Source organism: Pseudoxanthomonas winnipegensis (assembly GCF_004283755.1).
Taxonomy (GTDB): domain Bacteria; phylum Pseudomonadota; class Gammaproteobacteria; order Xanthomonadales; family Xanthomonadaceae; genus Pseudoxanthomonas_A; species Pseudoxanthomonas_A winnipegensis.
In genome coordinates this window covers 21133-34681 of record NZ_SHMH01000011.1, presented here as the reverse complement: position 1 = coordinate 34681, position 13549 = coordinate 21133, and the positions used below count along the sequence as shown (strand labels likewise).

The window sequence follows — 13549 nt, the reverse complement described above, 5'->3', positions numbered from 1 at the left end:
CGGCTATGCTGCGCGGCATGCCCAAGGTCCTGGTCGTGGAAGACGAGCCCGCCATCGCCGACGCGGTGCTCTATGCGCTGCGCAGCGAAGGCCTGCAGGCCGAGCACGTGGCGCTGGCGCGCGAGGTGGCGCCGCGCGTGCGCGGCGGCGGCATCGACGTGGTGGTGCTGGACGTGGGCCTGCCCGACGGCAGCGGCTTCGAGGTGTGCCGGCAGCTGCGCGCCTTCAGCCAGGTGCCGGTGCTGTTCCTGACCGCGCGCAACGACGAGATCGACCGCGTGCTGGGCCTGGAGCTGGGCGCGGACGACTACGTGGCCAAGCCGTTCTCCCCGCGCGAGCTGGTCGCGCGCGTGCGCGCCCGCCTGCGCCGGCCGGCCAGCGCGGCGCCGGCCGAGCGCGCGCAAGGGGCGTTCAGCATCGACGACGAAGGCCATCGCATCCGCTTCCGCGACCAGCCGCTGGACCTGACCCGCTACGAATACGCGCTGCTGGCCGCGCTGCTGCAGCGTTCTGGCGCGATCCTCAGCCGCGCCCAACTGATGGACCGCGGCTGGGACCGCGATGCCGACAGCGCCGATCGCACCGTGGACACGCATATCAAGACCCTGCGCGCCAAGCTGCGCGCGGCCGGCGCGCAGCCCGATCCGGTGCGCACGCATCGCGGGCTGGGCTATTCGCTGGAGCTGTAGCCGATGAAGCTGGGCCTGCGGCTGTTCCTCGGCTTCTTCCTGATCACTGGCCTTGCGGCGTTCTTCGTCATGCGCGTGTTCGTGGCCGAGGTCAAGCCGGGCGTGCGCCAGGCGATGGAGTCCACGCTGGTGGACACGGCCAACGTGCTGGCGGTGATGGCCGCCGACGACCTGGCCGCCGGGCGCATCGGCACGGGGCGGTTCGCGCGCGAGATGGACACCGCCTTCCAGCGCGAGGTCGATGCGCACATCTGGCAGATCCCGAAAAAGCGCATCGACTACCGGGTCAGCATCACCGATGCGCGCGGGGTGGTGGTGTTCGACTCGCGTGGACAGGACCTGGGCCGCGACAACTCGCGCTGGAACGATGTCTACCGCACGCTGCGCGGCCAGTACGGCGCGCGCTCCAGCCCCGAGACGCCGGGCGATCAAGTGAATACGGTGATGCACGTCGCCGCGCCGATCTATGCGCCGGGCGATGCGCCGCGGCGGCTGATCGGCGTGCTCACGCTGTCCCAGCCCAACCGCACCTTCGAGCCGTTCATCGCCGCCAGCCAGCGCAGCATCCTGCGCCGCGGCGGCTGGCTGGTGGGGCTGTCGGTGCTGATCGGCGTGCTGATGACCTGGTGGCTGGCGCGCGGCATCGGCCGGCTCAACCGCTATGCGCAGGCGGTCAGCGCCGGCCTGCCGGTGCCCCCGCCCAAGCCGCGGCGCGACGAGATCGGCGACCTGGGCCAGGCGCTGGAAACAATGCGCCGCAAGCTGGAGGGCAAGGACTACGTCGAGCAGTACGTGCAGTCGCTGACCCACGAGATGAAGAGCCCGCTGGCCGGCATCCGTGGCGCGGCCGAGCTGCTGCAGGAGCCGCTGCCGGAGGCCGAGCGCCAGCGCTTCGCGCGCAACATCCTGGACCAGCAGCAGCGCCTGACCGAGACCATCGACAAGCTGCTGGCGCTGGCCGAGGTCGAACAGCATGGCTGGCTGCAGACGCGGGCGCCGGTGGCGGTCGCCGAGCTGTTGGCGCAGGTGGCCGCGGCCATGGCGCCGCGCCTGCAGGCTGCGGAAGTGGCGCTGGAGGTGCAGGCCGAGGCGGGGCTGGTGGTGCAGGGCGATGCCTTCCTGCTGCGCCAGGCGCTGGCCAATCTGCTGGACAACGCGCTGGCGTTCTCGCCGCGGGGTGGGCGCATCATCTTGTCGGCAGGTTCCGCCGAGGGCACGGTGGTGCTGCGCGTGCGCGATGCCGGGCCGGGCGTGCCGGACTACGCGCTGGCGCGGGTGTTCGAGCGGTTCTATTCGCTGCCCGCGCCGGCCAGCGGGCGCCGCGGCACCGGGCTGGGGCTGCCGTTCGTGCGCGAGGTGGTGCGGCTGCACGGGGGGCGGGTTGCGCTGTGCAACGGTGAAGAGGGTGGGGCGGTGGCGACGGTGGAGTTACCTGTCGCTTGAGGGAGCGTTGAGCTGCGGCTGAGGGGTCTTCGCGAAGAGCACCCCCTCCCGGCCTCCCCCTTGCGCTTCGCGGAAAGGGGAGGGGCAGGTCGCTTGCGCTGGTCGCGCTAAGGGGAAGGGCGAGGCGATCGCGTCAGGCGGGCTTGCGGAAGCGGTAGTGGCCGACCATCCACTCGCTGCCGCCGGCGTAGCCGAACAGCTCGGCGCAGGCCATCCAGAACATGCGCCAGCGCTGGTACCAGCGGGCCGCCTCGGCCACGCCGTAGGTCTGGCGCATCAGGCCCATGATCTGGTCGCGGTGCGCGTCCTGGTTGGCCAGCCAGGCGTTGGCGGTCTTCTCGTAGTGGGTGCCGGGCAGCAGCCAGCGCTCCTCCAGGGTCAGCGCCTCCTGGAACTGCAGCAGCGTGTCGGCCGCTGGCATCAGCCCGCCGGTGAAGAAGTGCCGGCCCATCCAGTTGTCCTCGCCCTCGGTCTGGAACAGGTAGGCCAGCTCGCGATGGCAGAAGATGTGCACGAACAGCTTGCCGCCCGGCTTGAGCCAGCCGGCCACGCGCCCCATCAGCGTCTGGTAGTTGCGCATGTGCTCGAACATCTCGATCGACACCACGCGGTCGAACATGCCCTGCGGCAGCTGCAGCGTGTTGACGTCGCAGGTGATGACCTCGACGTTGAAGATCGCCCGCTCGCGGCAGCGCGCCTCGATGAACTCCTTCTGCGGGCGCGAGTTGGACACCGCGGTGATCATGGTCCTGGGATAGCGCTCGGCCATCCACAGCGTCAGCGACCCCCAGCCGCAGCCGAGCTCCAGGATGCGGCTGGCGTTGGCCAGGTCGGCGCGCTCGCCATACAGGCGCAGCATCTTCTCCTCGGCCTGGGTCAGCTCGGTGGTGTGCTCGTCCCACAGGCAGCTGCTGTACTTCAGGTGCTTGCCCAGGCACAGGCGGAAGAACTCCGGCGGGAGCTCGTAGTGCTGACGGTTGGCGGCCTGGGTCTCCACCGCGATGGCGTCCAGGCGCAGCGCGTCGAGCAGCGCCTGTTGGCGCTGGCGCACGGCTTCGGGGCCGCCGCGGCGTTCTTCCTTCAGGCGCTGCGCGCACTGGCGGCGGATGCCCAGGCGCAGCAGCGGATCGGGCAGGCGGCCGGATTCGGCCAGGCGCGTGGCGAGGCTCTCGCGCGAGGCATCGTGTTCGGGCAGGGGGCGGGCGGCGGACATCGGCAACTCCAGGGGGATTTAATGCGTGTGATGGGATCTGTAGCGAATGCGAGGCGCTAGGCAGCGCTGGTCTGCGTTGGTCGCCTTCTCCAAGCGGAGTGACCTTTCCAGCCGCGAACAAACCCAGCTACCGTCATTCCCGCGCACGCGGGAATCCAGGGACTTTCTGGCGGGCAAGCAAGGTCCATGGGTTCCCGCTTTTGCGGGAACGACGTGGTGTGGTTGGCAGCACTCATCCCGAAGTCCATGACGCCTAAGCCTTAGGCGGACGCGGGAAGAAGGCGCTGACCCGGCGCTGATAGCGCGCATAGTCCTCGCCGCGACTGCGCAGCGACTGGGCCTCGGTGAAGGGAATGCCGGTGAGCCGATAGAGAAAGGCCAGCATCAGCACCGGGCCGCTGAAGGCGGCCAGCACCCAGCCCCACGGCAGCCCGATCGCCAGCAGCACGTAGGCGAACCAGTGCACCCACTCGAAGAAGTAATTGGGATGGCGCGACCAGGCCCACAGGCCGGCGTCGCAGGTGCGGCCCTTGTGCGCGGGATCGCGCCTCCACGCGGCCAGCTGGCGATCGGCCAGGCTTTCGCCGGCCAACGCCACCAGCCACACCGCGATCCCGGCCGCGGTCCAGGCCGAGAACGCGGCGCCGGGGTTGTGCGCCACGATCCAGAACGGCAGCGACAGCAGCACGATCATCAGCGCCTGGGCCAGGAAGAACAGCAGGAACTTGCCCTGGTGGTCGTGCCAGTGCTGGCGCAGATACGCATAGCGGCCGTCCTCATGCGCATCGCCGAACACGCGCCGGCCCAGATGCCAGGCCAGACGCAGTCCCCAGGCCCCGCCCAGCAGCGCGACCAGCGCGCGCGGCAAGGCCGCACCGTTCGCCGCAAGGGCGTAGTACACCGCGCTGCCCGCCATGCCCGCGGCCCAGACCACGTCGACCACGCCGGCGTTGCGCGTGCGGCGCTGCCACAGCCAGGCCAGCAGCATGACCACCGCCGCCACCAGCAGCACATGCAGGATCAACCAGCCGTTCATGCGCCTGCCAACGCGTAGGGGTACTGCACGGCGCGTGCGCCGGGCCGCGTCAGCCACAGCTGTACATCGCCGATGGAGCGCTCCAGGAAGCCGGCCTCGCAATAGGCCAGGTAGAACACCCACATGCGGATGAAGCGCGCGTCGTAGCCCAGGGCGCGGACCTCGTCGAGCCGGCTGGTGAAGCGCGCACGCCAGGCGCGCAGGGTCAGCGCGTAGCTGGGGCCGATGTCTTCCAGGTTGAACAGGCGCAGGTCGCTGGCCTTGGCCATCGCCCCGGTCATCGCCGCGACCGAGGGGATGAAGCTGCCCGGGAAGATGTGCCGCTTGATGAAGTCCACCGAATCGCGCGCCTGCGCATAGCGATGGTCCTCAATGGTGATGGCCTGGATCAGCGCCTGGCCGTCGTGGGCCAGCAGATCGCCGACCTTGGCGAAGTAGGTGTCCAGGTACTGATGGCCGATCGCCTCGATCATCTCGATCGAGACCAGCCGGTCGAAGCGGCCCTCCAGGTCGCGGTAGTCGCCCATCAGCAGGGTGATGCGGTCCTGCAGCCCGGCCTGCGCGATGCGCTGCGCGGCCAGGTCGTGCTGCTCGCGCGAGATCGTGGTGGTGGTGACATGGCAGCCGTAGCGCCCGGCCGCATGCAGGGCAAAGCCGCCCCAGCCGGTGCCGATCTCCACCACCCGGTGCTGCGGCCCCAGCTGCAGCTTCTGGCAGATGCGGTCGAGCTTGCGGGTGGCGGCGACCTCCAGCGACTCGTCCTGATCCTCGTAGATGGCCGAGGAGTACATCAGGTTCTCGTCCAGGAACAGCGCGAACAGCGCATTGCCCAGGTCGTAATGCGCGGCGATGTTGCGCCGGCTGCCGCGGCGGGTGTTGCGCGTGCAGGCATGCAGCAGCTTCATCGCCGCACCGCCCAGGCGCGCGGTGCCGCTGTCCATGGCGTCGAGCAGGTCGCGGTTGCGCACCAGCAGGCGCATCAGCGCGACCAGGTCGTCGCAGTCCCACAGCCCTTCCATCCAGGCCTCGCCCGCGCCGACGCTACCGTTCAACGCGGCCATGCGCCAGAACGCCGGGTCGTGGACGCGCATGTGCGCGCTCAGCGGCGCGGGCTCGTCGACCTCGCAGTGGCCGAGCACGTGCATCTGGCCGGCCTCCTCGAGCACCAGCCGACCGCCGCGCAGCTGGCCCAGGGTGTCGAGCAGGCGGCGGCGCAGCAGGCGTTCGACGAACGAGCCGGAATCTGCCGGCGCGCTGGCGGACGGTGTGGTGGACGCGTCGAGGCGGGTCATGGGGCGGCCCTCTTGTCGGGATGGTCGTGGACGGGATTGCCGCGCAACCAAAGGCGCAGCGCATGCCAATGGATGCCGACGATCACCTGCAGGGTCATCAGCGGATAGCGCAGCAGCGCCGCGGCCATGTGGCGGCCGGTCATCGGCCGGCGCCGTAGGCTCAGGGTGGCGTCGAAGCGACGCGCGTTGCCGCCCTGCGGATCGGGCGGGCTCAGCACGTCCATGTGCACGCGCAGCGCACGCCCCGGCACATCGAAGCGCCAGCGGTAGTCGTGTTCCATCGCCATGAACGGCGAGACATGGAAGCGCTTGTCGAAGCGCCACTGCAGGAAGTCGCCATCGACCGTGGCCTGCGCCACCGGCAGCACATAGGCGTGGCGCTGCTTCCAAGGCGTATTGGTGATCTGCGCCACCAGCGTCTCCAGCGTGCGGCCATCCGCGGCGAAGCAGTAGTAGAACGTCACCGGATTGAAGCTGTAGCCGAAGGTGCGCAGGTGGGTGAGCATGCGGATCGGGCCGTGCGGCCGCTGACCGGTGCGCTCTTGCACCAGGTCCCGCACGGACTGATCCAGCGGCGCCGCGGCATTGCCGAGGAAATCCGCGCGCCGGAACTCGACCACATTGCGGCGCCCGCGCGACCACAGCCAGCGCCCGGCGAACACGCGGTCCAGCTCGTCCAGGTCCAGATAGGCCATGAACAGCGGCCAGGTGAAGGCATGCGGCCTGGGTGCGTGGCGGCGATGGCGCACGCGGCCCACGTACAGCGCGCTGGCCAGCGCGGTCGAGGCGGTATCGCGCACAAAACCATCGGCACACGTCCTTGCGTCGTGCACTTGGCCAGGGGCCGAAACGTTCTCGCGGGCGTGGCTCACGGCCATGGCGATCCCAATGCGCGGGCCACGTCCAGTCCGCTGCGCAGCCCGTCCTCATGGAAGCCGAAGCCCCAGCCGGCGCCTGCGTGCCACACTTGGCCGCGCCCCTGGATGCGCGGAAGCGCGGCCTGCGCGGAGACCGAGGCGGCGGTCTGGTGCGGATGGCGGTAGCGCATCCGGCGCAGCACGCGCGCCGGGTCGATGTGTGCGTCCTGGTTGAGGCTGACGATGAAGGGCACCGGCGCGTCCAGCGACTGCAGGGCGTTCATCCAATAGCTCACCGTGCAGGTATCGCCCTCCTGCTCGGGCAGGCGCGCATTCCACGCGGCCCAGGCGCGCCGATCGCGCGGCAGCACGCGCGCATCGGTATGCAGCACGGTGTCGTTGTCCTGGTAGGTGACCGCGCCGAGCACCGCGCGTTCCTCCTGGTCGGCGTCCTCCAGCAGCGCCAGCGCATCGTCGGCGTGGCAGGCCAGCACCACCGCATCGAAGTCCTGTTCGCCCGCGGCGGTCCACAGCCGCACCCCCTTCGCCTGGCGCTTGACGCCGTGCACGGGCGTGGCCAGCTGCACTTCCACACGCCAGGCTTTCTGCAGCGCCTGCACGTAGCGGTTGGAGCCGCCGCTGACCACGCGCCAGGGCGGGCGCCCGGTGAGCTGCAGCATGTGGTGGTTGTGCATGAAGCGCACCAGATGCCGCATCGGGAAGTCGAGGATCGTCCTGGCCGGCGAGGACCACAGCGCCGAGGCCATCGGCACGATGTGCGCGTCGCGGAAGGTAGCCGAGTAGCCGTTCGCCGCCAGGTATTCGCCCAGCGTCGGACCCGGCGCGGGCTCGGCCAACACCTGCGGCGCCTCCCGGTAGAAGCGGCGCAGGTCGCCCAGCATCCGCCAGAACGTCGGGTTGACCAGGTTGCGCTTCTGGCAGAACAGGCCGGCCAGCGTGCCGGCGTTGTATTCCAGCCCGCTGCGCGCATCGCTGACCGAGAAGCTCATCGTGGTCGGCTGCGAGGCCACGCCCAGCGTGTCGAACAGGCGCGTCAGCAACGGGTAGTGGAGCGGGTTGAACACGATGAAGCCGGTATCGACCGCGTAGTGCCGCCCGTCGATCTCGATGTCGTGGGTGTGCGTATGCCCGCCTAGATAGTCGCCGGCCTCGAACAGCGTCACCTGATGACGCTGCGACAGTCCCCAGGCCGCGCCCATGCCGGCGATGCCGCCGCCGACCACCGCGATGCGGCTCATCGCGCGCCCCGCGTGCGACGCAGCAGCCCCGGCGGCACCGGCTTGAGGTCGCGCACCAGACCCATCCACGACATCAGCTTCAGCCCGTACCAGGTGAGGTCCACCTCCCACCACACGAAGCCCTGCCGTGCCGAGCCGGGGAAGTGATGGTGGTTGTTGTGCCAGCCCTCGCCGAAGGTCAGCAGCGCCAGCAGCGCGTTGTTGCGGCTGTCATCGCGCGTCTCGAAGCGGCGCGAGCCGAAGCGGTGCGCCAGCGAGTTGATCGTGACCGTGGCATGGAACAGCACCACGGTGGAGACGAAGAACCCCCACACCAGCAGCTGCGGCCCGTCGGTGTGCAGCGACGGCGCCCAGCGCTCCAGCGCCATGCCCAGCGCGAACAGCCCGGCGGCCAGCAGCACCGGCAGCAGCAGGTCGAAGCGGTCAATGAAGCGCAGCTCGGGGAAACGGCGCAGATCCGGGATCGCGGTCCAGTCGGTGCGGAAACCGCGCGGGGTCAGGAACCAGCCCATGTGGCTCCACCAGAAGCCATGCTGGCGCGGCGAGTGCGGATCGTCCGGCGTATCGGTCACACGATGGTGGTGGCGATGGTGCGCGGGCCACCACAACGGGCCACGCTGCACGCTCATCGCGCCCAGCGCGGCGAACGCCGCCTGCACCGGGCGCGAGGTCTTGAACGCCTTGTGCGCGAAGTAGCGATGGTAGAAGGCGGTGATCGCGAACATGCGCGCCGCGTACAGCGCCATCGCGGTGGCGACGGCGAACCACGACCAGCCCACCCAGAACACGCCCAGGCACATCAGGTGCAGCACGATGAAGGGTACCGCGCGCAGCCAGTCGATGCGGTCGGCGCGGGCCGCATCGAGCGATGCGTCTTCGGCGGTGTCGAACCAGCGCCGCAGCGCCTGCCACCAGCGCGCGCGGGCGGCGGGCGGGGCAGGGGAGACGGGCGCATCGGCGAGGGCCGGGTCTGACACGAAGACTCCTTCAGGCATTGCGTGAGGAGATGTACGTCGCACGCACCCTCCCGGATGCAGCGGTCAGCTGCCCAGCGTCAGCGCGGTGATGGCGCCCTTGGCGACGACCGGTCCGGTCGCCACGCCGCCCGGCGCGCCGCCAGGCGGTTCCATCGTCACCGCCAGCAGGGCGTCGGCACGCAGCAGCTTGCGCATCGGCTCGGGCAGGACATGCTCGACCGGATGCTCGGGATCCATCACGCCCATCGAGATCGGCTTGCCGCCCTTGGGGATGATCCACAGCTCGGGCACGCGCCCGTCCTGGTGCATCGGCTGCATCGGCATGATGGTCATGCGGCCGTTGCGCGCGTCCATGGTCGCCACGTAGCCGGTGCTGCCGTCGTCCTGGGCCAGGGTGGAGACCATCTGCGGCATGCCGCTGGACGCGGGCGGCTGCTGCGCCACCGGCGGCGGCTGCGGGGCCGGCGGCACGCTGCGCAGGGTGGACACCAACGCCAGCACCGCCACCACGGCGGTGGCCAGACTGCCGATGCCGACGCTGCGCCACAGGCCCAGGTTGTTCCAGAAGCCGCTCGGCGCCGCCTTCGGCGCAGACGTCGCCGGCACGGGCTTGGCTTCCGGCAGCGCGAGGGCCGCGCGCAGGCGTGCCCAGACATAGTCCGGGACCGCGACCGGCTCCAGCTGTTCGAGCAGCGGCGCTAGATGCGCTTCCCACTGCGCCACCTCGGCGGCGAAGGCCGGATCGTGGGCGATGCGCGCCTGCACCTGCGCCCGCTGCGACTGGTCGAGTACGCCCAGCACGTACTCGCCAGCCAGCGGGCCGTGACCGGGCGGATCCTGCTCGAAGGGTTCGGCGTGGGTGTTCATCGTTCCAGGCACGCCTTGAGCTTGGCCAGACTGCGGCGGATCCAGCTCTTCACCGTGCCCAGCGGGGTCTGGCTGCGCGTGGCCAGCTCCTCGTAGGTGCAGCCCTCGAAGAAGGCGGTGCGGATCAGGGTGCGCCGCTGCGGTTCCAGTTCCTCCAGGCAGACGTCCAGGCCGTGGGCCTGCAGGGCGGCGTCGGCAAGCTGTTCGGCGCCGGGCGTGTCGTCGATCAGCTCAGGCCCCAGATCGATGGGGACCGACTGACGCTCGTTGCGCCCGGCGCGCAGGCGGTCGATCGCGCGGTTGCGCGCCAGCATCGACAGCCAGGTCAGCGCGCCGGCCTTGCCCGGATCGAACTGCACCGCCTTGCGCCAGACATTGGTATAGACCTCCTGCAGCACGTCCTCGGCCTCGCTGCGCTGGGTCAGCACGCGCAGGCACACGGCGTACAGGCGCGGCGAAGTCGCCTTGTACAGGCGCTCGAACGCAAGATGGTCGCCGCGGGCCGTGGCCAGCAGCAGCTGGTCGGCGTCGTCGGCCAGGATGTCGCGTTCGGGGAAATCCGCCATGCGGCGCGCGTCTTCTGAAGAGAGGGCGGAAGGTGCCGCAGATCCTACGGGGCTTCCCGTCAATGCGGTCTCGACACGTTCACCCAGCCCTGCTGCGCTGCCACAGGAACAGCCCAGCCGCGGCCAGCAGGAGCAGCCATTCGCCCACCACCAGCCCCAGGGTCGTGCCGCCCGGCAGCCCGTAGCGCGCGATGGCATAGGCACGCCAGGCCACAATGGGCGCATAGAACAGCAGGGCCAGGACCAGGCCGTTGCGCGGCTGCCGGCTGCGGGCGAAATAGGCGAACAGCAGCCCGATGCCGAACTCCATGCCGCCATAGACCGCCAGGAACTCGGTCTGCCCGGCCGGGGTGAGCGCGGTGAATCCCACCGCCTGCGCGGTGCTTTCCGGCGCCAGCGTGCACCACAGCGCCAGGGCGATGTAGAGCAGCGCGTTGAGCCACAGGTAGGCGTTGACCATGCCGCGTTTCCTCCGCAATTCAGATGGGCGTGCCGTCGCCCCGGCAGGGCAGGCGCGCTGACCATGACAGGCTCACTGCGCATGGCGCGTCAGCAGCATGGGGGCGCATGCCGAAGCCGGGATCGTGCATGCGTCCAACAAGGGCTTCAAGACGGGGGACATCGGCATCGGCTCCGGGGGCGACACCGAGGATTACGTCGGCGACGCCGGCGCGGATGCAGGGCGGCATCGTCCGACGCCGCCCTGCGGCGTTGTCCGATGGGCTTAGGCATTGCGACGCGCGAGCCTGAGGCCCTGCGGACACCGAGGGACGAGACGATGCGACACGGATGCGCACTGTTGTTGTTGCTGATGGGCCTGGCCGCCGGCGATGCCGGGGCACAGGCGATCTATCGCTGCGCCGCCGCGCAGGGCGCGGCCTACCAGGAGGCGCCCTGTGCCGGCCTTCCGCTGCAGACCTGGGCGCGGGCCGAACTGGTCGCCGTGCCGGGCCCGCGCCTGGACCGGGACGAGGCGCAGCACAGGATCGAGACGACGCGCGAGGCCTGGCAGGCCTCGCTGACCCGGGCGGAATCTCGCGCCGCATCGCGCATGCGCGCCTCGCGCAACGCCAGGTCGAGACCGGCGGCGATGCGTATCCCACGAGCCGACGCCTGCGCGCGTGCCCGCGCGGCGCGGGCGGCGGCCCATGCCCGCCGCGGCCTGCACTGGTCCTTCGACGATGCCTCGCGCTGGGATGCGGCGGTGTTCAAGGTCTGCCGCTGGGGCTGACGCAAAACGGCCCGCCGCGCGGCCCTTGGGGGGGCACACGCGGCGGGCCGCAGCGTTCACGCCTTCGGGCTTCAGTGCAGGCCCGGCACCTCGTTGGGGCGCAGGTCGAACACCAGGACCTCGGCGCCGCGACCACTGGCCAGGGTCAGCGTGCCGGCATCGCGCACGCGCACGCCGTCACCTTCGTTCAAGGCCTGGCCGTCCAGCTCGATCGAGCCGCGGGCCACATGCACATAGGCGTGGCGGTCATCGCCCAGCGTCAGCGACGCGCGTTCCTCGCCGTCGAACAGGCCGGCGTAGACGCGCGCGTCCTGGCGGATCTCCAGCGAACCCTGCGCACCGTCGGGCGAGATGATCAGCCGCAGCTGGCCGCGCTTCTCGGCTTCCGGGAAGGACTTCTCCTGGTAGCGCGGCGGCGCGCCGGTCACGTTGGGCACGATCCAGATCTGCAGGAAGTGCACCTTCTCCCGGTCCGAGCCGTTGAACTCGCTATGCGTCACGCCGGAGCCGGCGCTCATCAGCTGCACGTCGCCCGGGCGGATCACCGAGCCGCTGCCCATCGAGTCCTTGTGCGCCAGCGCGCCTTCCAGCACGTAGGAGAAGATCTCCATGTCGCGATGCGGATGGGTGCCGAAGCCCTGGCCCGGGGCGACGCGATCGTCGTTGATCACGCGCAGGTCCGAGAAGCCGATGAACTGCGGGTTGTAGTAGTGGCCGAAGGAGAAGGTATGACGCGAGTTGAGCCAACCGTGGTTGGCGACGCCGCGCTTGTCGGCCCGGATGATGTCGTGCATGGGGTACTCCTGGCGGGGTGTTCGGGATGGGGCGGTGGGGCCTGGCCTCACCGTGCGAGCATCCTACTGTCGCATCGTGGTGCTATAAATCCGTCTCGGATGGAAATACTGTCAACCAAGAGATGACAATCAACGCCCTCGAAGACATGCGCGTATTCCAGGAGGTGGTGGACGCCGGCAGCTTCACTGCCGCGGCCGAGCGCGTGGGCACTTCAAAGCAGCTGGTCAGCCGGCGCATCGCCGCGCTGGAAGCCCGGCTGGGCGTGCGCCTGCTCAACCGCACCACGCGCCGGCTGAGCCCCACGCCGCTGGGCCTGGCCTATCTGGAGCATGCGCGCGAGATCGTCGCCGCCGTCGACCAGGCCGAGATGGCCATCTGCCAGCAGGGCGGGGCGCGTCCGCGCGGCACCCTGCGCGTCAGCGCGCCGATGTCCTTCGGCACCCTGCATCTGGGGCCGGTGCTGCCGGCCTTCCTCGCCGACTATCCCGAGGTCAGCGTGGAGCTGGACCTCAGCGATCGCGCGGTCGACCTGGTGGGCGAGGGCTTCGACGTGGCGCTGCGCATCGGTGCGGTGGCCGAGTCCACGCTGGTGGCCCGGCGCCTGGGCGCGCTGCGCATGGTCACCTGCGCCAGTCCCGACTACCTGCAGCGCGCCGGCACGCCGCACCAGCCCACCCAATTGCGCGAGCACGCCTGCCTGCTCTACGGCCACGGCCGCACCAGCCAATGGCATTACCTGCGCGAAGGCCGCGCCCTGGCGGTGGAGGTCTCCGGCCGCCTGCACGCCAACAACGGCGAAGTGCTGGTACAGGCCGCGCTCGCCGGCCACGGCCTGGTCCATCTGCCGGCCTTCCTGCTCGACGATTGCCTGGCCGATGGCCGGCTGGTCCCGGTGCTGGAGGCGTTCGAACCGGCCCCCATCGCGATGAACGCCCTCTACCCCCAGCACCGCCAGGCCTCGCTGCTGGTGCGCGCCTTCGTCGACTTCCTCGTCGAACGCTTCGACCCGGCTCACACCTCGTAAGCCGCACCCCGGTCCAATCGGCATGAGCTGATTCGATCGGCACGCCCGTGCGATAGGTTCGTGGGCGGCATAGGCTTCTGCCCCCTCCCTTTCGCCGCAGGCGAAGGGGAGGGTTGGGGAGGGGTGCTCTTCGCGAAGAGCCTCACCCCCTCCCAGCCTCCCCCTTGCGCGTTCCGCGCAAAGGGGAGGAGCAGACCTCGAAGCTGCTGGACACGTGCGTCAAGTGAGTAGGCGCGAGAAGCCTTTGCCCCTTCCCTTTCGCCGCAGGCGAAGGGGAGGGCTGGGGAGGGGTGCTCTTCG

At 70.3% G+C, this 13549-nt stretch carries 14 protein-coding genes; 4 read left to right on the top strand and 10 right to left on the bottom strand.

Annotated features, from left to right (window positions below):
• Positions 1-5: 5 nt before the first annotated feature.
• Positions 6-689: a two-component system response regulator CreB gene (creB, locus tag EAT51_RS18500; RefSeq protein ID WP_323052894.1), complete on the top strand. Its 684-nt coding sequence runs from the start codon at positions 6-8 to the stop codon at positions 687-689.
• A 3-nt stretch (positions 690-692) separates the two neighbouring features.
• Positions 693-2132 (top strand): two-component system sensor histidine kinase CreC, encoded by a 1440-nt coding sequence (creC, locus tag EAT51_RS18495; RefSeq protein WP_130561889.1) that lies wholly within the window; start codon positions 693-695, stop codon positions 2130-2132.
• A 133-nt stretch (positions 2133-2265) separates the two neighbouring features.
• Here the strand turns inward: creC and EAT51_RS18490 are convergent, their stop codons facing one another.
• The 9 genes from EAT51_RS18490 to EAT51_RS18450 form a co-directional block, all read right to left on the bottom strand.
• Complete coding sequence (locus EAT51_RS18490; RefSeq protein WP_130561888.1) at positions 2266-3345, bottom strand: SAM-dependent methyltransferase; 1080 nt, start codon at positions 3343-3345, stop codon at positions 2266-2268.
• 253 nt (positions 3346-3598) lie between these two features.
• The gene (locus tag EAT51_RS18485; protein ID WP_130518512.1) at positions 3599-4381 is read right to left on the bottom strand and encodes a DUF1295 domain-containing protein; all 783 of its coding nucleotides are present in this window, start codon (positions 4379-4381) and stop codon (positions 3599-3601) included.
• On the bottom strand, positions 4378-5673 hold the full coding sequence (locus EAT51_RS18480; protein ID WP_130518510.1) for an SAM-dependent methyltransferase: 1296 nt from the start codon (positions 5671-5673) through the stop codon (positions 4378-4380). Before EAT51_RS18480 ends, EAT51_RS18485 begins: the two co-directional genes overlap by 4 nt.
• The gene (locus EAT51_RS18475) at positions 5670-6473 is read right to left on the bottom strand and encodes a DUF1365 domain-containing protein (RefSeq protein WP_228257993.1); all 804 of its coding nucleotides are present in this window, start codon (positions 6471-6473) and stop codon (positions 5670-5672) included. The genes EAT51_RS18480 and EAT51_RS18475 overlap by 4 nt, the downstream gene beginning before the upstream one ends.
• 68 nt (positions 6474-6541) lie before the next feature.
• Positions 6542-7789: an NAD(P)/FAD-dependent oxidoreductase gene (locus EAT51_RS18470; RefSeq protein WP_130518506.1), complete on the bottom strand. Its 1248-nt coding sequence runs from the start codon at positions 7787-7789 to the stop codon at positions 6542-6544.
• A complete protein-coding gene (locus tag EAT51_RS18465; protein ID WP_165422723.1) occupies positions 7786-8784 on the bottom strand; it encodes an acyl-CoA desaturase in 999 nt (332 codons plus the stop codon). The genes EAT51_RS18470 and EAT51_RS18465 overlap by 4 nt, the downstream gene beginning before the upstream one ends.
• A 45-nt stretch (positions 8785-8829) precedes the next feature.
• Positions 8830-9633, bottom strand: a complete 804-nt coding sequence (locus EAT51_RS18460; protein WP_130518504.1) for an anti-sigma factor — start codon at positions 9631-9633, stop codon at positions 8830-8832.
• Entirely contained in the window at positions 9630-10199 is a 570-nt protein-coding gene (locus EAT51_RS18455; protein WP_130518502.1) for a sigma-70 family RNA polymerase sigma factor, read from the bottom strand. The genes EAT51_RS18460 and EAT51_RS18455 overlap by 4 nt, the downstream gene beginning before the upstream one ends.
• Positions 10200-10278: 79 nt before the next feature.
• Positions 10279-10659, bottom strand: a complete 381-nt coding sequence (locus EAT51_RS18450; protein WP_130518500.1) for a DUF4345 family protein — start codon at positions 10657-10659, stop codon at positions 10279-10281.
• A gap of 339 nt (positions 10660-10998) precedes the next feature.
• On the opposite strand from EAT51_RS18450, the gene EAT51_RS18445 reads away from it, so the two are divergent.
• Positions 10999-11430, top strand: a complete 432-nt coding sequence (locus EAT51_RS18445; RefSeq protein WP_130561887.1) for a hypothetical protein — start codon at positions 10999-11001, stop codon at positions 11428-11430.
• Between the two features lie 71 nt (positions 11431-11501).
• On the opposite strand, the gene EAT51_RS18440 is transcribed toward EAT51_RS18445, so the two are convergent.
• Complete coding sequence (locus tag EAT51_RS18440) at positions 11502-12224, bottom strand: pirin family protein (protein ID WP_130561886.1); 723 nt, start codon at positions 12222-12224, stop codon at positions 11502-11504.
• A gap of 122 nt (positions 12225-12346) precedes the next feature.
• Here EAT51_RS18440 and EAT51_RS18435 point away from each other — a divergent pair, with 122 nt between their 5' ends.
• Positions 12347-13249, top strand: a complete 903-nt coding sequence (locus EAT51_RS18435) for a LysR family transcriptional regulator (RefSeq protein ID WP_228257992.1) — start codon at positions 12347-12349, stop codon at positions 13247-13249.
• The last annotated feature ends 300 nt before the right edge of the window (positions 13250-13549 follow it).

What these genes read in the sequence shown, in the direction of transcription:
- EAT51_RS18440 (WP_130561886.1), bottom strand. Translation starts at nt 12,224, where the DNA reads ATGCACGACATCATCCGGGCCGACAAGCGCGGCGTCGCCAACCACGGT.
- EAT51_RS18470 (WP_130518506.1), bottom strand. Translation starts at nt 7,789, where the DNA reads ATGAGCCGCATCGCGGTGGTCGGCGGCGGCATCGCCGGCATGGGCGCG.
- creB (WP_323052894.1), top strand. Translation starts at nt 6, where the DNA reads ATGCTGCGCGGCATGCCCAAGGTCCTGGTCGTGGAAGACGAGCCCGCC.
- creC (WP_130561889.1), top strand. Translation starts at nt 693, where the DNA reads ATGAAGCTGGGCCTGCGGCTGTTCCTCGGCTTCTTCCTGATCACTGGC.
- EAT51_RS18480 (WP_130518510.1), bottom strand. Translation starts at nt 5,673, where the DNA reads ATGACCCGCCTCGACGCGTCCACCACACCGTCCGCCAGCGCGCCGGCA.
- EAT51_RS18450 (WP_130518500.1), bottom strand. Translation starts at nt 10,659, where the DNA reads ATGGTCAACGCCTACCTGTGGCTCAACGCGCTGCTCTACATCGCCCTG.
- EAT51_RS18435 (WP_228257992.1), top strand. Translation starts at nt 12,347, where the DNA reads ATGACAATCAACGCCCTCGAAGACATGCGCGTATTCCAGGAGGTGGTG.
- EAT51_RS18460 (WP_130518504.1), bottom strand. Translation starts at nt 9,633, where the DNA reads ATGAACACCCACGCCGAACCCTTCGAGCAGGATCCGCCCGGTCACGGC.
- EAT51_RS18465 (WP_165422723.1), bottom strand. Translation starts at nt 8,784, where the DNA reads ATGCCTGAAGGAGTCTTCGTGTCAGACCCGGCCCTCGCCGATGCGCCC.
- EAT51_RS18455 (WP_130518502.1), bottom strand. Translation starts at nt 10,199, where the DNA reads ATGGCGGATTTCCCCGAACGCGACATCCTGGCCGACGACGCCGACCAG.
- EAT51_RS18485 (WP_130518512.1), bottom strand. Translation starts at nt 4,381, where the DNA reads ATGAACGGCTGGTTGATCCTGCATGTGCTGCTGGTGGCGGCGGTGGTC.
- EAT51_RS18490 (WP_130561888.1), bottom strand. Translation starts at nt 3,345, where the DNA reads ATGTCCGCCGCCCGCCCCCTGCCCGAACACGATGCCTCGCGCGAGAGC.